This window comes from Aeromonas aquatilis, from assembly GCF_054052405.1.
Map to the genome: position 1 here is coordinate 1 of NZ_JBSTYP010000007.1, position 26,325 is coordinate 26,325.

Genomic DNA, 26,325 nt, shown 5'->3' on the forward strand with positions numbered 1-26,325 from the left:
CGTTACGGGAGGGGCGTGAATATCAAAGCATGTTTGCATGAGGCGCTGGGGCACCCCATGCAACACGTAATTGGGACATAGCCTTTTTTATGGGGTATTCGCCGCTTGCTTACTGCACGCAAACCGGGCAGAAGGCGTAGGTGCCTTGCGGATCGTTGAAGCGGGTGAGCGGGTCGAGACTGCGGTTCACTTCCACCAATGCCTTGCCAAATCCTGCCGGCAGCCAGCTCTGCAACTGGGGTGCCAGCACTTGGGCACTGCTGTCAAACAGCTGGCGCAGGAACTTGTCCTTGGTGGACTCCTCCTGCTCGATGGGGGTCACCTGCCACTCTTTGAGGTTGGCCAGTTCGGCGGCGGCCTTGATGGCGTCATCCAGATTGCCGAACTCGTCCACCAGACCTAGGGCCTTGGCATCCTCACCAGTCCAGACTCGGCCTTCGGCCGCTTTCTCGGCCTCTTCCGGGCTCAGTCCACGGCCCTTGCTGACCAGACCGATGAAGCGTTGGTAGGTATCCTCGACACTCAGCTGGATCGCCTGACCGACGTGCTCCGGCAGGGCGCGGGTCGGGCCGACGCCGACGTAATCTGTGGTGCCAACCCCGTCGGTATGCACGCCGAACTGGGCCAATGCTTTGTCGATGGTGGCGAACATGCCGAATACCCCGATGGAGCCGGTGAGGGTAGTGGGGGAGGCGAAGATCTTGTCCGCATCGGCGGAGATCCAGTAGCCACCGGAGGCGGCATAGCTGCCCATGGAGACCACTACCGGTTTGCCTGCCTGTTTCAGGGCCAGCAGCTCGGCGCGGATCTGCTCGGCGGCGAAGGCGCTGCCGCCCGGGCTGTCGACCCGCAGGACCACGGCTTTGACCTTGTCATCGCGGCGGGCATCGGCCAGCAGGTCGGAGAGGCTATCACCGCCGATGGTACCGGCAGGCTGTACGCCATCCATGATGGCGCCGCTGGCGACCACAAGACCCACCTCATCCTTGCCGCTCTGGGGATATTGTTCCGGAATGGCGGCCAGATACTCTTTCAGGCCGACCCCTTTCCAGCCGTGGTCGTCCGCTTCACCCACCTCTTTAATGACCGCCTGGGTCATCTCGTCGCGGGTGGCCAGCTGATCCACCAGCCCGTTGTCGAGGGCGTAGTTGGCGGCATTGCCACCGGCCTTGCGCAGCAGCTCGAGGAAGCGATCCTTGCCCGGCGCGACCGCATCCGGTTCGATCTCCCGCTGCTCAGCTACGTCAGCCACATAGGATTGCCACAGCTGATCCAGCCAGCGCTGGTTCGCTTCTTTGCTCTCGGGGGACATCTCGTCGCGGGTATAGGGCTCGACGAAGGATTTGTAGGTACCGACCTTGAATACATGCGGGGTGATGTTGAGCTTCTCCAGCGCCGACTTGAAGTAGGTCTGGTAGACACCAAGCCCCTCGATCACTACGGCGCCGCTCTGGTTGAGCAGCACGTGATCGGCGTGGGCCGCCAGCAGGTATTGCCCCTGAGTGTAGAAGTCGGCCATGGCGATCACCGGTTTGCCGCTCTCCCGGAAGGAGTCGATGGCGCTCGCCACCTCCTGCAGTTTGGTGAAGTTGGCCCCCTGCAGCCCTTGCGGCTTGATCACCAACGCCTTGATGCGCTCGTCATCCTTGGCACTCTTGATGGCCCATAGCAGGTCGGAGAGAACGATCTCGCTCGGCTGCTCATCGCTGTTGTCCATCTGGCGCAGCAGTTGTACGGTGGGGTCTGTCTGGGAGCGTTGCTCCACCAGCACGCCGTTGAGATTGAGGGTCAGCGCCCCTTCGATGGGCGCCTTGGGGGCCTCTTTCTGGCTGACGCTGAAGACGATGACCAGCACTACGATGAGAAACAGCAGATTGACCAGCATCAGCCGGGTGAAATTGAGCAGGCGCCACAGGCTGCGGAACAACCAACCCAGACCTTTGAAAATAGACATAGTCGCGTTATCGCCCTGTTAATGGGTAGAGAAGAGCCATTATTAACCAGTTGCGGGCGAAATTGCCATTTCCGACTGGCGGATCCCGCCTATCTTCGTTCAGGGCACGGCTGTTCGCTGAAAAATCGTCCAAACATTTGTTTGAAAAAGAATTTTCGATTCTTTACTCTAGCCTCAGTTTGATAACAAAAAATTAACTGGAGGCATCGTGAGCCGCTATCCGACCCTGCTGACCCCGCTCGACCTTGGTTTTACCCAGCTGCGCAACCGCGTGTTGATGGGCTCCATGCACACCGGCCTCGAAGAGGAGAAGGGCGGTTTTGACAAGCTGGCCGCCTTTTACGCCGAGCGCGCCCGTGGTGGCGTTGGCCTTATCGTCACCGGCGGCATTGCCCCCAACTTGCGTGGTCGGCTGGTGCCTCACGGCTCGCAGCTGAGCTTTCCCTGGCAGGTGAGCAAGCACAAGAAGGTGACCAGCGCCGTACATCAGGAGGGGGGCAAGATAGCGCTGCAGATCCTCCATGCCGGTCGTTATGCCTATCATCCGTTCAGTCTGGCGCCGAGTGCCCTCAAGGCCCCCATCTCCCCGTTCAAACCGCGCGCCATGAGCGAGCGGCAGATCCGCGGCACCATTCGCGACTTCGCGGCTACAGCAGCGTTGGCCAAGGCGGCCGGTTATGACGGCGTCGAGGTGATGGGCTCGGAAGGTTATCTCATCAACCAGTTCATTTGCGAGCGCACCAACAAGCGCACCGATGGCTGGAGCGGCAGCAGTGAAAACCGGATGCGCTTCCCGGTGGAGATTGTCCGCGCCATTCGCGAGCGGGTCGGCACCGACTTCATCATTATCTTCCGCCTCTCCATGCTGGATCTGGTGGAGCAGGGCTCGACCCTGGAAGAGGTGATTGCCCTTGGCAAAGCGCTGGAAGCGGTGGGGGTGACCCTCATCAACACCGGTATCGGTTGGCACGAAGCGCGCATTCCCACCATCGCCACCAGCGTGCCGCGCGGTGCCTTCAGCTGGGTGACTGCCGAGCTGAAAAAGCACCTTACCGTGCCACTTATCACCACCAACCGGATCAATACCCCCGAGGTGGCCGAGCGCATTCTGGCAGGCGGCGAGGCGGACATGGTCTCCATGGCGCGCCCCTTCCTGGCTGACCCGGAATTTGTCATCAAGGCGGCCGAAGACCGAGCGGACGAGATCAACACCTGCATCGCCTGCAACCAGGCCTGCCTTGACCATGTGTTCAAGCAGAAGCGCGCCTCCTGTCTGGTCAATCCCCGCGCCTGTTTCGAGACCGAGCTGACCTTTGGCCGCGTGCCCCAGCCCAAGAAGCTGGCGGTGGTAGGGGCGGGCCCCGCCGGGCTGGCGTTTGCCTGCTACGCTGCCGAGCGCGGTCATCAGGTGAGCCTGTTCGATCAGGCCAGCGAAATCGGAGGCCAGTTCAACTTCGCCAAGCAGATCCCGGGCAAGGAGGAGTTTCACGAAACCCTGCGCTATTTCGCCAAGCGACTGGAGAAGTGTGGCGTCGAGCTCTATCTCGGCCAGCGCCAGAGTGCCGAGAGCCTGCTCTGCGGCGGTTTTGACGAGGTGATCCTCGCCACCGGCATCCGCCCGCGCTCTCCAAATATTCCGGGCATTGAGCATCCCAAGGTGATGAACTACCTCGATGTGCTGCGGGATCACAAGCCGGTTGGCCAGAAGGTGGCGGTGATCGGTGCCGGTGGCATCGGTTTCGATGTGGCCGAATATCTGGTGGAGAAGAAGGTGGAGATGGATGCCAACGGCCATCGTGATCACTGGCTCAAGGAGTGGGGCATCGACAAGCATCTCGGCGAGCGCGGTGGCCTCACCACCCCTGAAGTCGATGCGCCAGAGCGCCAGATCTGGCTGCTCCAGCGCAAGGAGAGCAAGGTAGGCGACGGTCTTGGCAAGACCACCGGCTGGATCCACCGTACCGTGCTCAAGAACCGCAAGGTGCAGATGCTCTCCGGCGTGCAGTACCTGCGCATTGATGACGACGGGCTTCATATTCAGTTGGGTGACAAGCAGCAGTGTCTGCCGGTGGATCAGGTGATCATCTGCGCCGGGCAGGAGCCCCTTAAAGAACTGCAGGCCGGGTTGCAGGCGGCAGGCAAGCCGGTGCATATCATCGGCGGAGCCGACGTGGCTGCCGAGCTGGACGCCAAGCGCGCCATCCGGCAAGGGGCCGAGCTGGCTGCGATCATCTAGCAAGCAGCGTCCTCTTGCCCTTTTTTCGTGCGATAAACCCCTGAGCCTCAGGGGTTTTCTTCATTCGGTGCTGTGCTAAGGTAGCGCCATCATTGCCCCAGAGAAGGAATTGCCCATGGATGCCCTCACCCTGTTGCTCAATCGCCACTCCTGTGGCCGTCTCGCCGATCCCGCCCCGAGCGGTGAGGTGCTCGACAATATCCTCAAGGCGGGCCTGCGCGCGCCGGATCACGGCACCCTGACCCCTTGGCAGTTCATTCTGTTTGAAGGGGAGGGGCGTGAGCGGCTGGGCAAGCTGCTGGCCGAGGCGGCCCGTGCCCGTGGCGAAGATGAAGAGAGCATCAAGAAGTGCAGCGAAGCGCCACTGCGGGCGCCCTTGGTCGTCGCCGTGGCAACCCGTTATCAGGATCACCCCAAGGTGCCGAAACTGGAGCAGGAACTCTCAGCCGGGTGTGCCCTGATGGCGATGCAGATGGCGGCGCAGGCGCAGGGCTTCAACGGTATCTGGCGCTCTGGCTGGTTTATCTTCGATGAGCAGATCAACAAGGGACTGGGACTGGGGGCAGAGGATCAGCTGGTGGGTTTCCTCTATCTCGGTACTCCCATGCTGGAAGCACGCAAACTGCGCGAGCTGCCGCTCGATGAGTTTGTCCGCCGTTTCTGACTTTTCGGCCACGTTGCGGTTGAGAGAAGCAAAGCCTCGAGAAATCGGGGCTTTTCTGTTTAACCGTGAATAGTAACCAGAGAAATTGGGGAAAATAAATGGCTCAAAGAGGCTTCGCGCGCCATAGCAGGTAATTATTTAAATAGTGCGATGTACCTCGCAATCCTGTTGTATTTCACTATGTAAAACGTTTGCGCATTCGCTAATATCTCCCTGCCAGTTTAGAAGGGCACTCCTTCTAATTTTTCTGCGATGAGAGTCGCAATTCCGTAGCACCTTTTAACAGCCCAACGTCTTCGTGACATTGGGCTTTATTTTTTATGGGGTGTCGGGGCTGTTGTGAGTTGATGGCGGTATCGGCATACAACCCGGTTGGCTGCCTTATGCTCTGTTTTTGGCTGGCAGGATCCGGGCCGGGTTGCCGACTACCCGAGCACCGGCCGGTACATCTTTGGTGACTACGGCACCTGCGCCGACGATCGCCTCCCGCCCTATGGTGACGCCGGGCAGCAAGATGGCACCGCCCCCAATCCAGACCTTGTCTTCAATGGTGACCGGCAGCGCCGTCTCTGTTCCCTGAATCCGTTCGTCGGCCTCCAGTGCATGGGCTGCGGTATAGATCTGCACGTTTGGCCCAATCATCACATGGGCGCCGATGCGAATGGGGGCATTGTCCAGCAGGGTGGCGCCCATGTTGATGTAGCTGTTTTTACCAAGGTGGATGTGGCGGCCATAGGTGCAGTAGAGGGGTGGACAGATAAAGGCATTCTCAGCCAATTCGCCAATCAGCTCCGCCATTAGTGCCCGCTGCTCTGTCTCCTCTTCCACCTGATTGAAACGGCGATAGCGCCGTGCCGCCTCCCGGCGCAACTGGGCCAGCTCGGGTGCCATGCAGTTGTACAGTTGGCTGCTAATCATCTTCTGGTATTCGCTCATGAAGGTTGCTTTCCTTTATCTGCCAAGGATTTGGATATTGGCGCCAATACGGCAGAAGTAACGTGATCATCCACCCGATATGGGCAGAACCAGGTTGGCAGGTCTGCCTTCGGCAAAGGCCAGCACATTCTCGAACGCCACGCGAAAGTAGAGTTCGTAGCTGTTTTGCTCTACATAGCCGAGATGAGGTGTCGCCAATACGTTGGGCAGGCGCAGCAGGGGCTCGTTTTGTAGTGTTGCCGGCTCGATGTCAAATACATCGAGCGCGGCCCGTTTTCCAGGATGATTACTGAGCTCTGCATAGAGGGCGCCCGGCTCGATAAGTTCGGCACGGCTGGTATTGACCAGCAGAGAGTCAACTTTCATGCGGGCCAGATCTGCGCGGGTAACAGCGCCGCGGGTTGTCTCGCTCAGGCGCAGATGCAGCGTGAGGATATCGGCTTGACTGAAGAGCACCTCCTTGCTGGAGGCGCAGGCATAGCCATCCAGCTCGGCCTGCCTGCGCGAAGCCTCACTGCCCCATATCAGTACCGACATGCCAAATGCCTTGCCATAGCGGGCGATCCGCTGGCCTATCTTGCCGTAGCCCCAGATGCCGAGCGTCAGCCCATGAAGCGTGCGTCCCAAACCGAGGTCACCAGCTTGCTGCCATTGGCCTTGGCTTAACGCCTGGCTGTAAGCAGGAATATGGCGGGAGGCTGCCATGATGAGCGCCCAGCAGAGCTCGGCTGGGGCAATAGGGCTGCCGCTCCCTTCTGCCACGGCAACGCCGTACTGCTGGCACAGTGCCGGGTCGATATGCTGGCTGACTTTGCCGGTCTGGCTGATGAGTTTAAGGGTGGGAAGCTGTATCAGCAGCTGTTCGTCGATGCGGGTACGCTCGCGGGTCAGCACCAGTGCTTCCATTCCTTCCAGCAGGGCGGCAAGGCGCGTTGCATCGGGTTCGCTCTGGTTGAGGATGGTGACGTCATGACCCGCCAGCAGGGCAAAGCAGGGGAGGTGGCGCACCTGATCCTGATAGTCATCCAGAATGGCAATCCGCATAAGAAATCCTTCTCGGTTGCGTTGGCTCGGACCACTATCTTACCGGAATAAAAGGTGTCTGTTGTTTTCAAACGAACACAATCAGAAGGGAGGGTGATCATGCCCATGTCCACGGACCGGGAAGAGCCCGACAGGCCAAAACAATCAGGGCCCCCGAATGGGAGCCCTGATGGCATGAGGTTGGCGTCTATGTTGCCCGCGCTTAGCCGTGCTTGCGGCCGGAGAGGCGGCACCACTCCTCCTTGACGGCGGTCGGGTCCATCTCGAACCACTGGCCGTAGATGGTTTCCAGCTCCGGCGCCTGGCTTTCCAGCACGCCGGAGAGGGCCATCAGGCTGCCCGGCTTGCCGTGGCTGGCGATCAGCGGGGCCAGTTCGCGCAGCGGGCCGGCCAGGATGTTGGCGACCACCACGTCCGCTTCGACGTCTTGTGGCTGGTCGGCAGGCAGGTAGAGCTCAATCTGGTCGGCAACGCCGTTGCGCGCGGCGTTGTCGCGGCTGGCCTGAATGGCCTGCGGGTCGATGTCGATACCGATAACGCGGGCAGCCCCCAGTTTCAGGGCGGCGATGCCGAGAATGCCGGAGCCACAGCCAAAATCGACCACGGTTTTACCGGTCAGGTCCAGCCCGTCCAGCCACTGCAGGCAAAGCGCGGTGGTGGGGTGGGTGCCGGTACCGAAGGCCAGACCCGGATCCAGCATCACGTTGACCGCATCGGGGTTCGGCACATCGCGCCAGCTCGGGCAGATCCAGAGCCGTTCGCCAAACTGCATGGGGTGGAAGTGATCCATCCACTCGCGCACCCAGTCCTTGTCCTCCAGCTGCTCGACCTTGTAGCCGACGTTTTCGCCGAAGATCTGCTGGAAGAAGGCGATGGTGGGGGCCGGATCGGTTTCGGCATCGAACAGACCCATCACTTCGGTCTCGCCCCAGAGCGGGGTTTCACCGGGCATGGGTTCGTAGACGGGCACATCCTTGGCATCCATAAAGGTCACCGCCTGGGCACCACGCCCCAGCAGCATGTTGCTCACCTTGTCTGCGGTCTTGGCAGTGGCGTTGATTCGAATTTGTATCCAGGGCATGGCGTCGACTCTTCATAAATGTGAAACCGCGAGATTCTACCATCATGGGGCAGTGCTGTCGTGGTTTGCCCATGACGTGGAGGGATTCGGGGGCTTTTGCCGGATTGGCACGGTTCCTGTATTGCTCTATGCAGGCGAAGACGACCGGTTTTCGCTGAACGCTTTGCTCAAGTTCCGTCATCTTTCACTGCCACCCTCGGGTGGCATTTTTTTATCTGCACTTGTTTGCCTGGTAAACAGTCTGCCAGACAAAAAAGAGCAAGGTCGGCACCTTGCTCAAGGACGGGCTGACGCCGTTTTGGCGCATTCATGCTGCTGTTGGCATGCCAGATGCAAAGACTAATATGTCCTGCATAAGGATATGTGTGTGATTGTTACCCCAATGTTCAGGTATTCAGGCCATTTCTCGCGAAATGGCCTCTTTTTTGGCTGATTGTCGGACGTTGGCCTGCCACAGGCAGTCATGAGTGCCGCTGGTTGTGCCCGTTTGGGGCATCTCCTTGGTGAACTTATCCCATCATGGTGCGTTTGAGGGCTTAGTTGGCAAAGCCGCTCATGTCGATCACCAGCTTGCCTACCATGCGGCCCGCCTCGACCTCAGCATGGGCCTGAGCCAGCGTGACCGGGGTCAGTGACGGGATGGTTCTGGTCAGGGTGGTCTGCAGTACCCCTTCATCGACCAGTGCCGCCACCCGGCCGAGCAGGCGGTGCTGCTCGATCATGTCAGGCGTCTGGAACAGGGAGCGGGTGAACATGAACTCCTGGCTGAAGGTGACGCTCTTGCTCTTGAGCAGGGAGAGATCCCACGGCTCGCTCGATTCGGCGATGGTGCAGATATGGCCAAACGGGCGGATCAGCCCTGCCATGGTGGCCCAGTGCTCGGCGGTGGCATTGGTGCAGAAGATGGCATCGACCTGAGTGATGTCAAGGGCGGTCAGCTCCTCCTGCAACTTGTGGTGGTTTACGACATGATGGGCGCCCATTTCGAGGCACCATTCGCGGCTTTCTGGGCGGGAGGCTGTCGCAATCACCTCCATGCCGGTGAGCTGGCGGGCCAGCTGGATGGCGATGGAGCCCACGCCACCGGCGCCGCCGATGATCAGCAGTTTGCCACGGCTCTCGCGGGTGAGAGCGAAGCGCTCGAACAGGGTCTCCCAGGCGGTGATGGCGGTGAGCGGCAGGGCGGCGGCCTCCACATCGCTCAAGCTGGTGGGGGCGATCGCGGCGATGCGCTCATCCACCAGTTGCAGGGCGCTGTTGCTGCCGGGGCGGCTGATGTCGCCGGCATACCAGACCCGGTCGCCCGCCTTGAACAGGGTGACTTCGCTGCCGGTGGCGATCACTTCCCCCACCGCATCCCAGCCCAGTACCCGGGGCGAGCTTTCAATTTTGGCCTTGGGGGAGCGCACCTTGGTATCCACCGGATTGACGGAGGTGGCGGTGACCCGCACCAGCAGATCCCGCTGGCCCGGAACCGGATCGGGCAGGTTGGCGGCGATAAAGCAGTCGGGGTGGTCGCTTGGCAGATAGTGAGTCAGGGCAATGGCTTTCATGGTTATTCCTTTCAAATTGGAGTGTTCGGGATTGCCACTCACTCTAGTCTGGTTAATTATCAAGATTAAGATGGGTAATCGGTAAAGACTGTTTGAATATATGAACAATGTCGATCTGGAGTTGATGGGACTGTTCGCCACCGTGGTGGAGCAGGGGAGCTTTACCCGAGCCGCCGAACTGCTCGGCATGCCCAAGTCATCGGTGAGCCAGAAGATCTCGCGACTCGAATCCCAGCTCGGGGTGCGGCTGCTGCAGCGCACCACCCGCAGGTTGAGCCTGACGCCGCAGGGGGATCTCTATGTGGAGCACTGTCAGGGACTGCTGGCACTGGCCCGCAGCGCCAATCTGGCGATGGCGCGGCTGCGCTCAGCCCCGGCAGGGCGGGTGCGGATCACCGCCCCCGAGGCGACCGGCACCCTGCTGCTTGGCCGGATCCTCGCCGAGTTTCGCGCTCTCTATCCCGAGGTGGTGCTGGAGCTGACCCTGAGTGACGAACAGCTCGATCTGGTGGGGGAGGGTTACGATCTGGCGCTGCGTGCGGCGCCGCTGAAAGACTCCAGCCTCATCTGTCGGCGCATCGGTCAGGTAGCGCGTCATCTGGTGGCAGCGCCCGCCTATCTGGCGGCCCACGGCATGCCGCAACAGCTGAGCGAGCTGGGCCGTTATGCCTGTCTGGTGCACTCGGCGATGCCGGTGTGGCCATTGCAGGAGGGGGGCTGGCGGCCGCAGGGGGCCTGTGTCAGCAACAGCTTGCTGGCGCTGCGGGAGATGGCGCTCCATGACGGGGGGATTGCCCTGTTGCCCCACCATGTCTGTGAAGGGGATTTGGCGGCGGGGCGGCTGCAGAAGGTGTTGCCGGATCAGCCCATTCCGGCCAACCCGTTTTACCTTATCTATCCGAGCCGGGAGCATCTGGCTCCTGCCCTGCGCACTCTGATGGATTTCGTGGCCGAGCGGTTGCCGTTTGCCTGAGTTACCAGCTGCTCTGGCTGGCCGACTCCTGATTGGGTTTGAGGCCGAGGGGGACCGACTGGCGCTCCGCCAGCATGCGGATCTGCCCTTCAATCAGGCTGGCGCTGGGGCCCAGCACCAGCACTAACTGGTGGTCGTTGAGCTGGATCCAGGAGAGGCAGCCCAGACCCAGTAGGCGGGATTCATCCACCAGTGAAATATCGCGCACCCGCAGGCTGAGGCGGGTGATGCAGACACTCATCGCCACCAGATTGTCCATCCCGCCCAGCACCTTGAGGTACTGGATCGCCAGCATCTGTGGGTCGGAGGGGGCGACGCTGGCGAGGCGCGGATGCTCTACCGCGATGGGCTTGCTCGGCATGCTGAGGGGGGCACGCTCCAGCAGTTGGTAAAAGAGCAGGGTGTAGGCGACGAAAAACAGGATACCGACCGGGATGAGCCAGAAGCTGTGCTCCCCTGCCTGATAGCTCAGCACCAGATCCAGCAGGCCGGCGGAGAAGTAACTGCCCACCTTGATCCCCAGCCCGCTACAGACAGCGAGCGATAGCCCGGTCAACAGAGCGTGGGCGAGAAACAGCCAGGGGGCGGTAAAGGCGAACAGAAATTCGATAGGCTCTGTGATACCCACCAGTGCCGAGGTGAGCGCCAGGGTGAGCAGCAGCCCGCCCTGTGGCAGCCGCTGCATCCGTTGGCGGTGCAGCCAGATGGCAAAACAGGCGCCCGGCAGGCCGAACATGATGATGGGGTAGAGACCGGCCACATATCCTTCATGAAGGGGCTGGGCGGTGGCCAGCGCCTGCAGGTTGCTCTCGCCAAGGCCGATGACGCTGCCCAATACCTGATGGAGCCCGAGCGGGATCAGCAGCCGGTTGAGGGTGCCGTAGCAGAAGGCGCCAAACGGCGTGGTAAGCAGCTCGGAGGTGAGCAGGGTCAGCCCGCGCTCCAGTGGCGGCCACAGCAGCGAGAGGGGGATGGCGATCAGCAGGCAGGCCAAGGCCGACACCAGCAGGCTGGGAAACTCCCCCTTGGCGATCTGCAGCCAGCGGGGCAGGGTTTGCTGGTGAACCCAGGGGTAGATGATGGCGGTGGTGAGCCCCGCCAGCAGGCCGCAGATCATGTCGGCGTGCAGGTTGGGGGCCAAGGTATTGAAAGCTGTGCTGAGCAGCAGGAAGTTGACCGCACCCGCCAGCGTCTGTCCGCCCAGCTCCTGTCGACTCAGGCCAAAGGCGATCGCCACCGCATAGATAAGCGGCATCTGGCTGAAGATCGCCTGACCGGTGAGGGAGAGCACCGCCAAATCGAGCACGTCGGGTTGCCCAAGCCGGTAGATCAGCGCCGCCATCGGTAGGATGGAGACGGGCAGCAGCAGGGCATAACCGAGCCGCTGCAGGGCTTGAGTAACGACTTGTCGAGTGGCTTTAACGGGCATACAGCGGCTACGTTCTGTGACTTGGCGCACAGTTTAACCGGAAAACACCTATTTGGGGATAGTTTTGGAACCCCTAATTTATATTTTTATTATTTCTGCCCGAAAAGCTCGCGCACTTCCCGCGAGGGCGGTGCCGCTAACAGGCTCACCGTGATAAAGACCATCAGCGCCAGCGTGAGGCTTGGCACGATGGCGTGCAGGCCAGCCAGCTTGATCCCCCACTGACTCAGAACCCCATAGCTGACGATGCCGCTGACCATGCTGGCCAGTGCGCCGGGGCCGTTGGCCCGCGACCAGTAGAGGCCAAGCACCAGCGGCCAGAGGAACACCGCCTGCAGACCGCCAAAGGCGAGCAGGTTGAGCCAGATGATCATCTCGGGGGGCTGCAACGCCGCCAGCAGCACCAGAGTGCCGAGGATCAGGGTACAGAGCAGGGAGAGGCGGGGGATGCGCACCTCCAGCTTCTCCTGCTTTGGACTCAGATAGTTGAGATAGAGATCCTTCACCAGAGTGGCGGAAGCCTGGATCAGCTGGGAGTCGATGGTGGACATGATGGCCGCCATCGGCGCCGCCAGAAAGACCCCGGCCAGCCAGGGGGGCAGCACTTCCATCATCAGGGAGGGCATGATCTTATCCGGGCTGTCCATGCCGGGCAGGATGGCGCGGCCAAGGGCGCCCGCCAGATGCATGCCGAACATCAGCAGGGCGCTGACCACAGTGCCGATCAGAATGCCGCGATGAAGCGCCTTGCTGTCGCGATAGCCAAAGCAGCGCAGCGCCGAGTGGGGCAGCCCCACCACCCCGACACAGACCAGGATCCAGAAGCTCAGCATAAAGGGCTGGGTCAACATGTCGCCGGCCCCTTGCGGGCTCACCAGCTTGGGATCGATCTCCCTGAGCTGGTGGATGAGGTTTGGCAAGCCGTCACCGGCAATCAGAATCCCCGCCAGCAGGGCTCCGGTGCCGATCAGCATGATGATCCCCTGCAGGGCATCGGTCATCACCACGGCGCGAAAACCGCCGATGATGGTGTAGAGCAGTACGCAACTGGCAAACAGCATCAACCCCTGCTGGTAGGAGAGGCCGGTGGCGGTCTCCAGCAGGCGAGCGCCACCGATAAACTGCACCACCATAGTCGCGATAAAGGCGAGGATGATAGTAACGGAGCCGAGGATCACCACCGCCTTGCTCTGGTAGCGGGCCCACAGCATGTCGTTGATGGTCACCGCATTGACTCGGCGGGCGATGATGGCGAACTTCTTGCCCAGTACCCCCAGAGTGAGCCAGACGGTGGGCAGCTGGATCATCGCCAGCAACACCCAGCCCAGACCGATCTTGTAGGCCGCTCCCGGTCCGCCGATAAAGGAGGAGGCCGAGGTGTAGGTGGCCACTAGCGTCATTGCCAGCACCAGCCCGCCCATGCTGCGGTTGCCAATGAAGTACTCCTGCACGAAGTTGCCTTCAGCTCGGTGGCGGCTGGCCCAAAACCCGACCCCCAGCACCAGCACCAGATAGATGAAGAGTGGCAGCATCAACTCAAGATTCATGGGATGACTCCTTACCGGAAGGGGTGTGGGTATCGAGGGGGATCTCCACAAATAGCCGGTTCACCATCAGCGCGCAGAGCAGAATGAACAGCAGTGGCATCACCATGCAGCTGAGCAGGAACCATAGCGGCAACCCCCACAACTCCAGCTGGAGCGGGATAAAATAGGCGGTGCCATACCAGGCAAAGAAGTAGAACAGGGTCAGCAGCAGGCAGAAAGCTGCTTCCCGGCGGGCGAGAGCAAAACGGTTCACCTTGGCCTCCGACAAATTTGAGGGGCGCAAGGATAACAAAAAAGGGCCATGTCGCCATGGCCCTTTTTCAGCAGAGGCTCCTTGCGGAGCAGACTTCCATTGGAAGTCGGTCTCTATCAGCGATCCTTACAGACCCAACTTCTTGTGCAGGTAGTGGATATTGGTGCCACCGTGCTGGAAGTTTTCGTCTTTCATGATCTCTTTTTGCAACGGTACGTTGGTCTTGATGCCCTCGACCACCAGTTCGTCCAGCGCATGGCGCATGCGGGCGATGGCGATGTCACGATTCTCGCCGTAGCAGATCAGCTTGCCGATCATCGAATCGTAGTGGGGCGGAACCTTGTAGCCGGCATAGATGTGGGAGTCCCAGCGCACGCCCAGGCCACCCGGAACGTGGAAACTCTTGATCAGGCCCGGAGAGGGCATGAAAGTAGCCGGGTCTTCGGCGTTGATCCGGCACTCGATGGCGTGGCCATGGATGCGGATATCCTGCTGGGTGATCGACAGGGGCTGGCCAGCGGCGATGCGCAGCTGCTCCTTGATCAGATCGATACCGGTGACCATCTCGGTAACCGGATGCTCTACCTGAATACGGGTGTTCATCTCGATGAAGTAGAACTCGCCGTTCTCGTACAGGAACTCGAAGGTGCCCGCACCGCGGTAACCGATCTCGATACAGGCGCGTACGCAGCGCTCGCCGATGAACTTGCGCATCTCGGCGGTGATGCCCGGAGCCGGCGCCTCTTCCACCACTTTCTGGTGACGTCGCTGCATGGAGCAGTCGCGCTCGCCCAGATAGAGGGCGTTGCCCTGACCGTCAGCCAGCACCTGGATCTCGATGTGGCGCGGATTCTCCAGGTACTTCTCCATGTAGACCATGTCGTTCTTGAAGAACTGGCCCGCTTCGGATTTGGTCAGCGCGATGGCGCCCGCCAGTTCCGCTTCGTTGCGCACTACGCGCATGCCGCGACCACCACCGCCACCGGCGGCCTTGATGATCACCGGATAGCCGATGCGCTTGGCAATGGCTGCATTGCGTTTGGCGTCGTTGTCGACGGGGCCGTCAGAGCCCGGTACGCAAGGTACACCAGCCTTCTTCATCGCCTCGATGGCGGAGACCTTGTCACCCATCAGGCGAATGGTCTCGGCGCGCGGGCCGATGAAGACGAAACCGGATTTCTCGACCATGTCGGCGAAGTCGGCGTTCTCGGAGAGGAAGCCGTAACCCGGGTGGATGGCAACGGCACCGGTCACCTCGGCCGCGGCGATGATCGCCGGCACGTTGAGGTAGGAGTCGGTACTGGCTGGCTTGCCGATACAGATGGATTCGTCGGCCAGCAGCACATGGATGAGCTCCCGGTCGGCGGTGGAGTGAACGGCCACTGTCTTGATCCCGAGCTCTTTACAGGCGCGCAGGATCCGCAGGGCAATTTCACCGCGGTTGGCGATGACTACTTTATCCAACATGGGTGGCGATTTCCCTTATTCGATGATGAACAGCGGCTCGTCAAATTCGACGGCCTGACCATTTTCAACCAGGATCGCTTTGATCACACCGGCCTTGTCAGACTCGATTTGGTTCATCATTTTCATGGCTTCGACGATGCACAGGGTGTCGCCGACATTGACTTGCTGACCCACTTCCGCGAACGGCTTGGCATCCGGGCTGGAGGAGCGGTAGAAGGAGCCAACCATCGGGGAACGCATCAGGTGACCGCTCGGGGCGGCATCTGCGGCCGGTGCAGCGGCAACCGGGGCGGCAGCGGCAGGTGCGGCAACCGGAGCGGCTTGCTGCATCATAATCTGCGGCATGGCGGTGGTCACCTGACCGGAGAAGTTGCGGCTGATGCGAACGGACTCTTCACCTTCGGAGATCTCCAGTTCGGCGATGCCGGACTCTTCAACCAGTTCAATCAGCTTCTTGATTTTGCGGATATCCATTAGCATTCTCTTTCTTCTTTATCTGATCAGTGATTATCAAGCCGCGCGCAGATGGTGCACGGCCGCGGTTAAAGCGAATTGGTAGCCATCGGCTCCCAGGCCACAAATGACCCCTTTGGCGACATCAGACAGATAGGAGTGATGACGGAACGGCTCTCTGGCATGGACGTTTGACAGGTGAACCTCGATAAAAGGGATGGCGACACCCAACAGCGCATCGCGAATGGCGACGCTGGTGTGGGTGAAGGCGGCTGGATTGATGATGATAAAATCCACCTGGCCCATGGCCTGATGGATGCGGCCGACCAACTCATGTTCGGCGTTGGATTGCAGATGTTCCAGAGTGACACCGAGTTCGCTGGCGTTAAGCTTCAGATCGGCGACGATCTCATCAAGCGTCTTGCTGCCGTAGATACCCGGTTCCCGTTTGCCCAGCAGATTCAGATTCGGTCCGTTGAGCAGGAGAATGCGGTGATTTTGCGACATATTGAGTACATCCTCGATGATAATGCTGCTATCTATCAGCTATCTTGTGGACTACCAGAAATCTAGCCATTTTCTGCGCAAATCGGTGTGCCCTAGCACACAGATTTCGCAATTATATTGATTTCGTGAAAATTAGCAGCATTTTACTGGTCTAATCTCTACATCTGGCTATTTATTGCACGTTTTGGTCGGCAAGGCTCCTTCGCTACCGCCTTGCTGTTTGTTGGCGGATGAGAAACGACAAAGCCGGCACAGGGCCGGCTTTGTCGAGCAACAAACGAAGCGGGATCAGGCTGCTTCCGACTTCTCGCGGATGAGTTTGTCTACTACCCCCGGATCCGCCAGGGTGGAGATATCCCCCAGGCTGTCGGTCTCGCCGGTGGCGATTTTGCGCAGAATGCGGCGCATGATCTTGCCGGAACGGGTCTTCGGCAGCCCCTCCGCCCAGTGGATCACGTCCGGCGTGGCGATGGCGCCAATCTCCTTGCGGACCCACTCCTTCACCTCTTTGTGCAGCTCGCGGCTCGGCTCTTCCCCGGCGATCAGGGTTACATAGGCATAGATACCCTGACCCTTGATCTCGTGAGGAACCCCCACCACCGCGGCTTCAGCAATCTTGGGATGGGCCACCAGCGCCGATTCAATTTCGGCGGTACCCATGCGGTGGCCGGAGACGTTCAGTACATCATCCACCCGGCCGGTGATCCAGTAGTAGCCATCGGCATCGCGACGGGCACCGTCGCCGGTGAAGTAGCGGCCCGGGAAGGTGGAGAAGTAGGTCTGCTCAAAGCGCTCGTGATCGCCGAACACGGTGCGCATCTGGCCTGGCCAGGAGTCGGTGATCACCAGGTTACCCTCGGTGGCTCCCTCCAGCGGCTCGCCCATGTTGTCCACCAGCGCCGGTTGCACCCCGAAGAAGGGACGGGTAGCAGAGCCCGGTTTCAGGTCGGTGACGCCGGGCAGCGGCGTAATCAGGATGCCGCCGGTTTCGGTCTGCCACCAGGTATCGACAATGGGGCAGCGCTCGTCACCAATGGTGCGGTAGTACCACTCCCAGGCTTCCGGGTTGATGGGTTCGCCCACCGAGCCCATGATGCGCAGGCTCTGGCGTGACGTGCCGGTGACAGCTTCGTTGCCTTTGGCCATCAGGGCGCGGATGGCAGTGGGGGCGGTATAGAGAATGGTGACCTGGTGCTTGTCCACCACCTGACTCATGCGGTTGGTCGCCGGGTAGTTAGGCACTCCTTCGAACATGATGGTAGTGGCGCCGTTGGCAAGCGGCCCGTAGACCAGATAGGAGTGGCCAGTGACCCAGCCCACATCGGCGGTACACCAGTAGATATCCTCTTCGTGGTAGTCGAACACATATTTGAAGGTGAGGGTGGCGTAAACCAGATAGCCGCCGGTGGTGTGCAGCACCCCCTTGGGTTTGCCGGTGGAGCCGGAGGTGTAGAGGATAAAGAGCGGATCTTCGGCGTTCATCGCCTCGGGCGGGCAGTCACTGCTGACGGCGGCGGTCGCCTCGTGCCACCAGATGTCGCGATGGTTGTGCCAGGCGACATTGCCGCCGGTGCGCTTGAGTACGATCACCTTGTTGACCTGAGTATCCGGGTTGGTGAGCGCTTCATCCACATTTTTCTTGAGCGGCACCGGACGGCCGCCACGCAGTCCCTCGTCGGCGGTGATGACGATGCGCGAGCCCGAGTCGATGATGCGGCCAGCCAGCGCTTCCGGCGAGAAGCCGCCGAAGACGATGCTGTGTACCGCGCCGATGCGGGTACAGGCCAGCATGGCGATGGCGGCTTCGGGCACCATCGGCATATAGAGGCAGACCACGTCGCCGCGGTGAACCCCTTGTGCTTTCAATACGTTTGCAAACTTGCACACTTCGCTGTGCAATTCGCGGTAGGTGAGTTTGCGATCTTCGGCGGGGTTGTCCCCTTCCCAGATGATGGCGACCTTGTCGCCCCGTTCGGCGAGATGGCGATCGAGACAGTTGGCCGAGACGTTGAGCTGGCCATCTTCAAACCACTTGATGGATACATGGCCCGGATCGTAGGAGGTGTTCTTGACCTTGGTATAGGGTTTCATCCAGTCGAGGATTTTTCCCTGCTCTCCCCAGAAGGTATCGGGATCCTCGACGGAGGCCTGATACATGGCGGCGTAGTCGCCCTTGTCCAGCAGTGCATTGCTGCTGATGTGGGGTTTGACCGGGTAGACCTTGCTCTCGCTCATCACTCACTCCTTTGAATACATACTTTTAATAATTAAGTAACAATTTATACCTTTGGCTAATGGGGGCAATTAGACTTTTGGATAGGCGGCAACAGTTGGTTACAGGACAAAGAGTGACAATTAATCGGTGAGTGGGTAAAAGGGGGCGTGTCGATTAATTGGAGGTCATGATGTTTTCTCTGTTGCTCTGTGCATCCCTCTGGCAGTTTGATGCGCCAGTGCCCGCTGGCGAACCTCCGAAAGAGTTTGCGATCACCCATCAGGAGGCCTCACCTGCGCTGCGGGATCGAGTGGCCGATCAGCTTGGTCATGCATGGCAGGCCAAAGAACCCGGTACCAGACTCACCTTCAGCGAGCCAGCTCCCCGTTATGCTGGCGAATCAACGCTGACGCGCATGCTTAATGATCGTGATGATGGTTGGGAATCCCGCTTGCAGATCGAGTGGTAATCCGGTCGGCCGCCAGGAGGCGGATGCCTCCCGGCTGGTGATGATGATTGCCTGCCGCTATGAGGCGTAGCGTTGATGCAGGCGATCTCCCATATGTTCGACATGCAGTGGTTTGCTGAACAGATAACCCTGTCCTTCGCCGCAGTTGAGTGACTGCAAAAAGACGTGTTGTGCCTTGGTTTCAATCCCTTCGGCGGTGACCTCCATATCCAGACTGTCGGCCAGATTGATGATGGTGCGGCAGAGCTCCCGACTGTTCTTGTCTTCCGGTAATGCCTGCACAAACGCCCGGTCTATCTTGATGCGATCGATCGGCAGGGTCTTGAGCAGACTCAGTGACGAGAAGCCGGTGCCAAAGTCATCGATGGCAATCTGCACGCCGAGGCTTTTCAGGCGGGTAAAGAGATCCAGACTCTGTTCGACCCGCTGGATGATGCTCTCAGTCACCTCGATCTCGAGCCGTTCTGGCGGAAATCCGGTCTCTGCCAGAATAGCGGCGACCCGTTCAACGTAGCCTGGGGAGCGCATCTCTCGAACCGACACATTGACTGACAAGCGGGGCACCGGCAGTCCGGCTGCCAGCCAGTTTTGTCCCTGCTCGCAGGCGTTGCGCATCACCCACTCCCCAATTTTCTCTATCAGGCCGCACTCCTCCGCCACCGGAATAAAGCGGGTCGGCGCTATCATTCCCTCATTGGGATGCTGCCAGCGCAGCAGGGCTTCCAGTCCACTCAGGTTGCCGTTGGCCAGATTGGTCATGGGTTGATAGAAGATGCAGAGCTGTTCGAGCTCCAGGGCCTTGAGCAGGCCCTGCTCAATCTGCATCCGCTCGCGGGCTCGAGCCGCCATGCAGGGGGTATAGAACTGGAATCCGTTGCGCCCCTGACTTTTCGCCTCGTACATGGCACTGTCGGCGGCGCTGACCAGGGTTTCCGGGCTGTCAGCATGATCGGGATAGATGGCGATACCGATACTTGCCGAGATTGCCACCAGCTCATGGGCCAGCTCAACCGGTTCACGCAACACGGTCAGCAGGGTATTGGCCACGGTTGCCAGCTCGTCAGGCTCTTCCAGATAGGGGATCAGTACCAGAAACTCGTCTCCCCCGAGGCGGGTCGCCAGATCGTTGTGCTGCAGGCAGCAGCGGATCCGCTCTGCCAGCCGCTTGAGCAGCTCATCGCCGACTCCGTGGCCCAGGTTGTCGTTGATCAACTTGAAGCCATCCAGATCGATAAAGAGCAGCCCCAACCGTTTGCGATTGAGCTGCGCGGTTTTCAGCTCAAGGGCCAGCCGCTCCTGCAACAGATGACGATTGCCCAGCTCAGTCAGGGGGTCGTGATAGGCAAGGTGATTCAGCTCGGCCTCCACCTTGCGAATGGCGCTGATGTCGGAGAGGGCGATCACATAGTGAGTGGTGTTGTTGAAGCTGTCATAGACAGCGCTGATCTGCTGCCAGGAGGAGAAGTAGCTGCCATCCTTGCGCAGACAAACCATCTCACCATGCCAGGCGTTGTTGCCGGGGCGCAGGTGATACCAGGGATAGTCGAGGTCGGTGTAGCGCCTGGGATGCATGATGATATCCGGGGTGCGGCCTATCACCTCCTCGGCATTGTATTGGGTCAGCATGGTGAAGGCCGGGTTGACCGACAGAATATGGTGCTCGCTGTCGAGGATGATGATCCCCTCGGCCGTGGTATCGAATACCACGTTGGCCTGATGGAGCCGCTCTTCCTGACGGCGGCGGGCGGTGGCATTGTGAATGACCCCCATGACCCGATGGCCGACCGACTTGGTGGCGGGGACATGGTCGGCATGAATATCGACCCAGTGCCGCTCGTTGAGAGCGGTGAGGTAGCTCAGGGTGAGATGGATGGGGTCATAACTTTGCAGTGCTGCCTTGAGCTGGCTGCCAGATTCCGGTTCAAAACAGTCGACGAACGCTTGCAGCCCGCCGTGGAACTGGTTGGCCTCGATGCCCAGCAGCGGCTCAATCTGTCCGTCGAACAGCAGTCTGTCTTCCGCAACGTGCCATTCCCACACCCCGATTTGGGCCGCTCGCATTGCCAGCTGCAGCCGTTGTTCGGTTTCGTACTGCTCGGTGATGTCCCGTACGATGGCGAGGATGCCGTTCAGCTCCCCTTTCTCATCACGCATCGGACTGTAGGTGGCCTGAAAGCGGCGGGAGCTGCTGTCGTACGCCGCGGTTTGGCCCGTGATGGCGATATCCACGTAGGGCATGCCGCTTCGCATGATCTGCTGAAACATGGGCTCCAGGGTCGGTGCCAGCTTGGGAACCACCTCTCTGAGGTGCTTGCCCTGATGCTCCTCGATGCTTTTGCCATTGATGTCGGCTAGCACCTGATTGACTTTACGGTAGCGAAATTCGCAGTCAAAGACGCCGATGCCCAGAGGGGCATTATCCATCAGCTGTTCCAGGACGGAGTGATCTGACAGCTGGGTCAACATTGCCTCGGTGTCGGCGTTGAAAAGCTTCCCATCCATGATGACCTCAGCATTGATTGTTTTATCACTTGCATCAGTTGTCAGTATGGCACGAACTGTTTGGCCGGGAGTCAAGCGGAGTTATCTGGTTGTTTTGACGGCAAGAATAGGCAGAAAAACTTGATAAAAAGGATGGAAAAAGGGGGCGAGTGGTTATCCCTTCTGGCGACCAAACGCCTGAATACCGCGTACAAATACCAGCCCGCCGAGCAGATGGAAGGGTAGGGCAAGCAGGTAGAGCAGCAGGAAGTGCGACTCGCAGCCACTGCTGTTGATGAAGTCGATCCAGGCGGCCAGCAGCGCCAGCATGCCGGCAATCTGGAAGCGGCGGCGCAGTACCACCTCGACGCCGAGATTGGCAAGGTAGAGGGTGAGCAGGATGCCGGCAAAGCCGGTGAGCTGGGCGGTGCCGTAGAGCTCGCGATCCGGGTTGAACAGCAGCGCGATCAGGGGAGTAATGCCCTGATCCAGCGGGATCAGGGCCAGCAGCCAGCATGCAATCAGAAGCAGGGCTGTCTTCATCGCGGCCTCAGTCGGCGGACGGTGCCGGTTTGACCAGAGAGAGGTAGTTGGCATCCATCTTGAGGAAGACCCCCAGCAGACGGGCACTGGCGCCGTAGAAGCCAAACCGGTCGGCGGCGCGACAGGCGCTTTCGAACTTGTCAAACCAGTCCAGCAGGTGACCGTGCAGCAGCGCTTCCTGCTCGTCGAGCCAGCGTTCCCGCTCGGCCGCGCTCTTGGCTTCCGCCGCACGGATGATGAGATTGCCCATCAGATCCAGCTCGATGGCCAGATGGTCGGCAGGCTCTTTGTATTTGTCGCTGACATTGATACCAAGGCGATCGAGGCGGGCCTGCATCTCGGTCATCGGGGCCTGCATCAGCAGCTTGGCATCGCCGCGGTAGAGCGATTCGTAGGGCAGGGCGCCCTGTTTGGGCTCCACCAGAAACAGGCCGGCGAAGTCGGCGGCTAGTTCCAGCTGGCGATCCGGGCGCACCAGCAGGCGGGCGATGGCATCGTTGAGCTCGGCCACGGCTTCGCGCATCGGATCCAGGGTGGAGAGGCTTTTCAGGAAGCTTCGCACATCATAGGTGTCATATTCGGCGATCTGCTCATCACTGAGTTCGGCGGCGAACAGGGTGGAGAACCACCAGTAGAGTTCGGCCCGGCGTTCGCTGGTAGCCATAAATTCCTGCATTTTTCCTCCGTGGATGGCAATCGGGAGCCTTGATGGCTCCCGATTCTAACGACTTTAAAAATAAAGGAAACTCAAGGGGGCGCTTTCATCCCCCCGGGGTCAGAGTGCCGGGAACATGGGGTCGATGCCCTTGGCCGATTCCGGTGCGCCGAAGGCAGTGACTGCCGGTGCCTGCCCGCGGAACTTCTCGATCTCCACCAGCGCGGTATGGGCCGTGGTGGCCTGCGCCAGGCTGGAGGAGCCGATGTCGGCGGTCAGCACGTTGGGATCGCCATAGGTACAGAGCGTCCCCACCTTGCCACCCTCTTGCGGGCCATACCAGGCCCCTTCCTGTATCCGGACTACCCCGGGGGCGTAGTCATCGCTCACCACCAGACCGGCCAATACCTGGCCGCGACCGTTGAACACCCGCACCAGATCGCCGTCTTTGAGGCCGCGGGATTTGGCATCCTGCGGATTCATATAGACAGGTTCGCGACCCTGCACCGTGTAGGTGGCGCGGTAGTTGTCGGAGGAGCAGAGCTGGCTGTGCAGTCGCTTGTCCGGGTGGCAGGATTGCAGGTGCAGCGGGTACTGTTTGCTGCCTGGCCCGCCGTGGGAGCGCTCGTAGGGCTCGATCCAGACTGGATGGCCCGGGCAATCCCCATAGCCGTAGTCGGCGATGGTCTTGGAGTAGATTTCGATAAGGCCAGACGGGGTACCGAGGGGTTCCAGATCCGGCTCCTGACGGAACGACTCGTGACGCACCCAGGGTTGGCCCGCCGGGAAGGTGACGAAGCCTTCGCCGTGCCAGAACTGGCTGAAACGGGGCAGACGGATGCCGATGCCGCGACCCTGCAGGCGGGCGTCGTCATAGATGCTCTGGATCCACTCCAGCTTGCTCTTGCCGCCGGTGAACTCGGCCTCGCGACCGAAGCGACGGCAAAGATCGGCGAAGATGTCGTAGTCATCGCGCGCCTCGAACAGCGGCTCCACCACCTTGTACATGGCCAGAATGCCCGCGTTGGAATGAGAACCCCACTGCTCGATGTCATCCCGCTCATAGGTGGTGGTGGCGGGCAGCACGATATCGGCGAAGCGGCAGCTGGCGGTCCACTGCTGATCGATGCTGACCACGGTTTCCAGCTTGCGCCAGGCCGCGATCATCTTGTTGCGATCCTGCTGGTGGTGGAACGGGTTGTTGCCGCAGAACACCGCCATTTTCATCTCCGGGTAGGTGATGGTCTGACCGTTGAAGGCGATGGTCTTGCCCGGGTTCAGGATGCAGTCGACGAAACGGGCCACCGGGATGAACTTGGAGTAGCCCTTCCAGTCGCCGTCATGGAGCGGCTTGACCCCGGGAATGACCGAGCTGAAACCGGACATGATGGGGCCGCTGGAGGTGATGGTGCCCGCTCCGTTGTAGTGCCAGCCAAAGCCGTAACCGCCCCCCGGCAGGCCGATCTGGCCAATCATCGAGGCCAGTACCACCAGCATCCAGGCGTACTGCTCGCCGTGGTGCATCCGCTGGACACACCAGCCGCCGATGAGCTGGGTGCGGCCGCTGCTCATGGTGCGGGCCAGCTCGCGGATGGTCTCGGCTGGTACGCCGCAGATGGCGGCGGCCCACTCGGCATCCTTCACCTGACCATCGCGGGTGCCCAGCAGGTAGGGCAGGAACTTGTCAAAGCCGGTGGTGTAGTTTTTCAGGAACGCCTCGTCGTGGCGCTTCTCGCTGTAGAGGGTGTGGGCGATGCCCAGCATCAGCGGTACGTCGGTCTGCGGATTCAGGGTCACCTGATCGCAATTGAGGTACTTCTGGGTCTTGGATTTGACCGGGTCGACACTGATCACCCGGATCTCGCCCTTGGCTACCTTCTCTTTCAGCTGTGCCCAGTAGTCGTAGACGCTGTGATCCGGCACCAGCCAGCCCACCTGCAGGTTCTTGATGGGATCAGAGCCCCAGATAACGATGGTTTTGCTGTGCTCTAGCACCAGCGGCCAGGAGGTCTGCTGTTCATACACCTCCATGGCGCCCGCCACGTGGGGCAGGATCACCTGGGCGGCACCGGTGGAGTAGTCACCGGCCTTGGCCAGATAGGTGCCGTGCAGGTTCATGGCGCGTCCCAGCATGGCGCCAGCGGAGTGCAGCTTGCCCACCGACTGCCAGCCGGAGTGACCGGCATAGAGGGCGCTCGGGCCATAGATCTTCTGCACCCGCTCCAGCTCGTGATAGAAGAAGTCCAGCGCCTGGGACCATGTGACCCGCACGAAGCGGTTTTGGCCGCGTTCGCTGGTGTCGGACTGGTGCCCCTTGCGCAGCCAGTCCAGCCGCACCATGGGGTAGCGGATGCGGGAGGGGTTGTAGACCACTTCACTCAAGGCCTTGAGCATGTCGGTGGGGTGCTTGTCGTGCTCGAACGGTAGGGTCTCGACCCAGCGGCCATCGATCACCCGGGCACGGAAGGCGCCCCAGTGGGAGCCGGACTGCACCAGCTTGTCGCCGGACTCAGCGGCCATCACGGCGCGACCGAGCAGGGAGGGGCCGATCAGGGCAGAGGCACCGCTGGCCAGCAAGCCACCCAGAAAACCACGACGGGAAATATTGATCATCTTGTTATTCCTCTCTCGGATCCGGAACTCGAATCCGGAATTAGTGGCTGCCCTGACCACCGGTATCGGCGGCATGGTTTTGCAGGTATTTGAGCAGGGTGCGCTCCTCTTCCTTGCTCAGGCGATAGTAGGCAGACATCGCCTTGAGCCCCGAGATCCAGCCGTTGGCAGTGAAGTGAGCGGGATCCGGCGCGCCGTGGCAGGAGTTGCAGGTGGACTTGTACATCTCGCCGGCGTAATCCCAGATGGGCTTGAGCGAGGACTCAAAGCCCTTGCCATCGACCCAGGCCTGCACCTGAACCTGTTCCCACTTGATATGGGTGGCGCTGTCGGTCTCCTGTTTGAGCACTTTCTCGCTCGCTTTCAGTTCGTCACGGATGGTGGCGACGAAGACCCGCTTGCCCATGTATTCGCTAAGCACCCGGCCCTTGCCGTCGCTCTCGCGCCACCCTTCGATGGTCACCTTGAGGCGATCGCCGCTGCGGTCTACGACGTCGATGCGGGAAGCGGGCAGCAGTTTGCCGACCGGGTCGCTGCTCTGTTCGCTGGCATAGAGATCTTTTTCACCCAGGTTGTAGAGGGTCTCGGCGGTTGGCGCCTCTTGCGCGTCATTGACCAAGGTGGCGTAAGTGGCCCGGAAGCCGCCCGCCATGTTGGGCAGTTCGTGGGCGATGCCCTTGTGGCACTCGATGCAGTTCATGTTCTTCGCCGCCGCGTCTTTCATCGCCAGCGCAGCCGCCGGGGACTGCTTGGCGTGATCCATGTTGTCGTAGCTGTGGCAGGACTTGCAGGTCTTGGAGTTCTGGCTGCTCATCCGCGCCCACACCTTCTCGGCCAGATGCAGGCGCCGGTCCTCGAACTTCTCCTGGGTGTCGATGCTGTGGCCTATGTACTCCTGATAGAGGTCGTTGGCCGCCTCCATCTTGCGGGCCACCTTGCCGACAAAGTCCTTCGGCTGGTGACAGTCGGTACAGACCGCCTGTACCCCTGAGGCATTCTTGAAGTGGATGGACTCCTTGTACTCCGGATAGACGGTGTCTTTCATGGAGTGGCAGGAGATACAGAATTCGAGGCTGCTGGTTTTCTCAAAGCCATAGTGCAGGCCGACGGTGCCCGCGAGGGTGACGCCGACGCCCACCAGAAGCAGCGCCAGTACCGACCAGCGACGGCTGGGGGTGCGCAGGAAGTGCCACAGTTTTTTCATCATGCTCTCTCACATCACTTTTTTGATGGGAGCCATGATAGGGAGGCG

21 protein-coding genes are annotated in these 26,325 nt (G+C 60.4%); 4 read left to right on the forward strand and 17 right to left on the reverse strand.

The genetic code is table 11. The annotated features are described in order from the left end of the window. Positions 1 to 109: 109 nt before the first annotated feature. The gene (sppA, locus tag ACW5W8_RS03775; RefSeq protein WP_498626474.1) at positions 110 to 1,954 is read right to left on the reverse strand and encodes a signal peptide peptidase SppA; all 1,845 of its coding nucleotides are present in this window, start codon (positions 1,952 to 1,954) and stop codon (positions 110 to 112) included. Between the two features lie 208 nt (positions 1,955 to 2,162). Here sppA and ACW5W8_RS03780 point away from each other — a divergent pair, with 208 nt between their 5' ends. Both ACW5W8_RS03780 and ACW5W8_RS03785 read left to right on the forward strand, forming a co-directional pair. Further along, positions 2,163 to 4,190: an oxidoreductase gene (locus ACW5W8_RS03780; protein ID WP_498626476.1), complete on the forward strand. Its 2,028-nt coding sequence runs from the start codon at positions 2,163 to 2,165 to the stop codon at positions 4,188 to 4,190. Between the two features lie 115 nt (positions 4,191 to 4,305). After that, the gene (locus ACW5W8_RS03785) at positions 4,306 to 4,854 is read left to right on the forward strand and encodes an NAD(P)H nitroreductase (protein WP_498626477.1); all 549 of its coding nucleotides are present in this window, start codon (positions 4,306 to 4,308) and stop codon (positions 4,852 to 4,854) included. Positions 4,855 to 5,235: 381 nt separating this feature from the next. On the opposite strand, the gene ACW5W8_RS03790 is transcribed toward ACW5W8_RS03785, so the two are convergent. The 4 genes from ACW5W8_RS03790 to ACW5W8_RS03805 all read right to left on the reverse strand — a co-directional run bounded on the left by ACW5W8_RS03790 (position 5,236) and on the right by ACW5W8_RS03805 (position 9,468). Beyond that, a complete protein-coding gene (locus tag ACW5W8_RS03790; RefSeq protein ID WP_498626479.1) occupies positions 5,236 to 5,790 on the reverse strand; it encodes a sugar O-acetyltransferase in 555 nt (184 codons plus the stop codon). Positions 5,791 to 5,856: 66 nt separating this feature from the next. Beyond that, a complete protein-coding gene (locus ACW5W8_RS03795; protein ID WP_498626480.1) occupies positions 5,857 to 6,834 on the reverse strand; it encodes a D-2-hydroxyacid dehydrogenase family protein in 978 nt (325 codons plus the stop codon). Between the two features lie 202 nt (positions 6,835 to 7,036). After that, positions 7,037 to 7,915, reverse strand: coding sequence for a 50S ribosomal protein L11 methyltransferase (prmA, locus tag ACW5W8_RS03800; RefSeq protein ID WP_498626482.1), 879 nt, complete (start codon positions 7,913 to 7,915; stop codon positions 7,037 to 7,039). Positions 7,916 to 8,451: 536 nt separating this feature from the next. Beyond that, positions 8,452 to 9,468: a zinc-binding alcohol dehydrogenase family protein gene (locus ACW5W8_RS03805; RefSeq protein ID WP_498626483.1), complete on the reverse strand. Its 1,017-nt coding sequence runs from the start codon at positions 9,466 to 9,468 to the stop codon at positions 8,452 to 8,454. A 100-nt stretch (positions 9,469 to 9,568) separates the two neighbouring features. On the opposite strand from ACW5W8_RS03805, the gene ACW5W8_RS03810 reads away from it, so the two are divergent. After that, positions 9,569 to 10,441, forward strand: a complete 873-nt coding sequence (locus tag ACW5W8_RS03810; RefSeq protein ID WP_498626484.1) for a LysR family transcriptional regulator — start codon at positions 9,569 to 9,571, stop codon at positions 10,439 to 10,441. Between the two features lies 1 nt (position 10,442). On the opposite strand, the gene ACW5W8_RS03815 is transcribed toward ACW5W8_RS03810, so the two are convergent. The 7 genes from ACW5W8_RS03815 to acs all read right to left on the reverse strand — a co-directional run bounded on the left by ACW5W8_RS03815 (position 10,443) and on the right by acs (position 18,332). Beyond that, positions 10,443 to 11,870, reverse strand: a complete 1,428-nt coding sequence (locus tag ACW5W8_RS03815) for a PTS transporter subunit EIIC (protein ID WP_100654445.1) — start codon at positions 11,868 to 11,870, stop codon at positions 10,443 to 10,445. Between the two features lie 89 nt (positions 11,871 to 11,959). Further along, positions 11,960 to 13,417 (reverse strand): sodium/pantothenate symporter, encoded by a 1,458-nt coding sequence (gene panF / locus ACW5W8_RS03820; RefSeq protein ID WP_498626485.1) that lies wholly within the window; start codon positions 13,415 to 13,417, stop codon positions 11,960 to 11,962. After that, complete coding sequence (locus tag ACW5W8_RS03825; protein ID WP_058057282.1) at positions 13,407 to 13,670, reverse strand: YhdT family protein; 264 nt, start codon at positions 13,668 to 13,670, stop codon at positions 13,407 to 13,409. The genes panF and ACW5W8_RS03825 overlap by 11 nt, the downstream gene beginning before the upstream one ends. A gap of 126 nt (positions 13,671 to 13,796) precedes the next feature. Then, positions 13,797 to 15,137 (reverse strand): acetyl-CoA carboxylase biotin carboxylase subunit, encoded by a 1,341-nt coding sequence (gene accC / locus ACW5W8_RS03830; protein ID WP_498626486.1) that lies wholly within the window; start codon positions 15,135 to 15,137, stop codon positions 13,797 to 13,799. 15 nt (positions 15,138 to 15,152) lie between these two features. Beyond that, positions 15,153 to 15,611 carry an acetyl-CoA carboxylase biotin carboxyl carrier protein gene (gene accB / locus ACW5W8_RS03835; protein WP_498626487.1) on the reverse strand — a complete coding sequence of 153 codons (459 nt, stop codon included), beginning with the start codon at positions 15,609 to 15,611 and terminating at the stop codon, positions 15,153 to 15,155. Between the two features lie 36 nt (positions 15,612 to 15,647). After that, on the reverse strand, positions 15,648 to 16,097 hold the full coding sequence (gene aroQ / locus ACW5W8_RS03840) for a type II 3-dehydroquinate dehydratase (RefSeq protein ID WP_005338907.1): 450 nt from the start codon (positions 16,095 to 16,097) through the stop codon (positions 15,648 to 15,650). 288 nt (positions 16,098 to 16,385) lie between these two features. Further along, positions 16,386 to 18,332 (reverse strand): acetate--CoA ligase, encoded by a 1,947-nt coding sequence (acs, locus tag ACW5W8_RS03845; protein ID WP_429137636.1) that lies wholly within the window; start codon positions 18,330 to 18,332, stop codon positions 16,386 to 16,388. A gap of 167 nt (positions 18,333 to 18,499) precedes the next feature. On the opposite strand from acs, the gene ACW5W8_RS03850 reads away from it, so the two are divergent. Beyond that, positions 18,500 to 18,781 carry a hypothetical protein gene (locus ACW5W8_RS03850; protein ID WP_498626489.1) on the forward strand — a complete coding sequence of 94 codons (282 nt, stop codon included), beginning with the start codon at positions 18,500 to 18,502 and terminating at the stop codon, positions 18,779 to 18,781. Positions 18,782 to 18,838: 57 nt separating this feature from the next. Here ACW5W8_RS03850 and ACW5W8_RS03855 read toward each other — a convergent pair whose 3' ends face one another. The 5 genes from ACW5W8_RS03855 to torC form a co-directional block, all read right to left on the reverse strand. Continuing rightward, positions 18,839 to 21,283 carry a sensor domain-containing protein gene (locus ACW5W8_RS03855; RefSeq protein WP_498626490.1) on the reverse strand — a complete coding sequence of 815 codons (2,445 nt, stop codon included), beginning with the start codon at positions 21,281 to 21,283 and terminating at the stop codon, positions 18,839 to 18,841. 153 nt (positions 21,284 to 21,436) lie between these two features. Next, positions 21,437 to 21,805 carry a hypothetical protein gene (locus tag ACW5W8_RS03860; RefSeq protein WP_498626491.1) on the reverse strand — a complete coding sequence of 123 codons (369 nt, stop codon included), beginning with the start codon at positions 21,803 to 21,805 and terminating at the stop codon, positions 21,437 to 21,439. 7 nt (positions 21,806 to 21,812) lie between these two features. Then, the gene (gene torD, locus ACW5W8_RS03865; RefSeq protein ID WP_498626492.1) at positions 21,813 to 22,481 is read right to left on the reverse strand and encodes a molecular chaperone TorD; all 669 of its coding nucleotides are present in this window, start codon (positions 22,479 to 22,481) and stop codon (positions 21,813 to 21,815) included. Positions 22,482 to 22,580: 99 nt separating this feature from the next. After that, positions 22,581 to 25,073 carry a trimethylamine-N-oxide reductase TorA gene (gene torA / locus ACW5W8_RS03870; protein WP_498626494.1) on the reverse strand — a complete coding sequence of 831 codons (2,493 nt, stop codon included), beginning with the start codon at positions 25,071 to 25,073 and terminating at the stop codon, positions 22,581 to 22,583. Positions 25,074 to 25,113: 40 nt separating this feature from the next. Beyond that, on the reverse strand, positions 25,114 to 26,280 hold the full coding sequence (torC, locus tag ACW5W8_RS03875) for a pentaheme c-type cytochrome TorC (RefSeq protein ID WP_376888977.1): 1,167 nt from the start codon (positions 26,278 to 26,280) through the stop codon (positions 25,114 to 25,116). Positions 26,281 to 26,325 lie beyond the last annotated feature (45 nt).

Excerpts from the sequence above, each read along its gene's own strand:
- prmA (WP_498626482.1), bottom strand. The coding sequence starts at position 7,915 with ATGCCCTGGATACAAATTCGAATCAACGCCACTGCCAAGACCGCAGAC.
- aroQ (WP_005338907.1), bottom strand. The coding sequence starts at position 16,097 with ATGTCGCAAAATCACCGCATTCTCCTGCTCAACGGACCGAATCTGAAT.
- ACW5W8_RS03850 (WP_498626489.1), top strand. The coding sequence starts at position 18,500 with ATGATGTTTTCTCTGTTGCTCTGTGCATCCCTCTGGCAGTTTGATGCG.
- ACW5W8_RS03810 (WP_498626484.1), top strand. The coding sequence starts at position 9,569 with ATGAACAATGTCGATCTGGAGTTGATGGGACTGTTCGCCACCGTGGTG.
- ACW5W8_RS03795 (WP_498626480.1), bottom strand. The coding sequence starts at position 6,834 with ATGCGGATTGCCATTCTGGATGACTATCAGGATCAGGTGCGCCACCTC.
- sppA (WP_498626474.1), bottom strand. The coding sequence starts at position 1,954 with ATGTCTATTTTCAAAGGTCTGGGTTGGTTGTTCCGCAGCCTGTGGCGC.
- torC (WP_376888977.1), bottom strand. The coding sequence starts at position 26,280 with ATGATGAAAAAACTGTGGCACTTCCTGCGCACCCCCAGCCGTCGCTGG.
- ACW5W8_RS03785 (WP_498626477.1), top strand. The coding sequence starts at position 4,306 with ATGGATGCCCTCACCCTGTTGCTCAATCGCCACTCCTGTGGCCGTCTC.
- ACW5W8_RS03805 (WP_498626483.1), bottom strand. The coding sequence starts at position 9,468 with ATGAAAGCCATTGCCCTGACTCACTATCTGCCAAGCGACCACCCCGAC.
- panF (WP_498626485.1), bottom strand. The coding sequence starts at position 13,417 with ATGAATCTTGAGTTGATGCTGCCACTCTTCATCTATCTGGTGCTGGTG.
- torD (WP_498626492.1), bottom strand. The coding sequence starts at position 22,481 with ATGCAGGAATTTATGGCTACCAGCGAACGCCGGGCCGAACTCTACTGG.
- accB (WP_498626487.1), bottom strand. The coding sequence starts at position 15,611 with ATGGATATCCGCAAAATCAAGAAGCTGATTGAACTGGTTGAAGAGTCC.
- ACW5W8_RS03815 (WP_100654445.1), bottom strand. The coding sequence starts at position 11,870 with ATGCCCGTTAAAGCCACTCGACAAGTCGTTACTCAAGCCCTGCAGCGG.
- ACW5W8_RS03790 (WP_498626479.1), bottom strand. The coding sequence starts at position 5,790 with ATGAGCGAATACCAGAAGATGATTAGCAGCCAACTGTACAACTGCATG.
- torA (WP_498626494.1), bottom strand. The coding sequence starts at position 25,073 with ATGATCAATATTTCCCGTCGTGGTTTTCTGGGTGGCTTGCTGGCCAGC.
- ACW5W8_RS03860 (WP_498626491.1), bottom strand. The coding sequence starts at position 21,805 with ATGAAGACAGCCCTGCTTCTGATTGCATGCTGGCTGCTGGCCCTGATC.
- accC (WP_498626486.1), bottom strand. The coding sequence starts at position 15,137 with ATGTTGGATAAAGTAGTCATCGCCAACCGCGGTGAAATTGCCCTGCGG.
- acs (WP_429137636.1), bottom strand. The coding sequence starts at position 18,332 with ATGAGCGAGAGCAAGGTCTACCCGGTCAAACCCCACATCAGCAGCAAT.
- ACW5W8_RS03855 (WP_498626490.1), bottom strand. The coding sequence starts at position 21,283 with ATGGATGGGAAGCTTTTCAACGCCGACACCGAGGCAATGTTGACCCAG.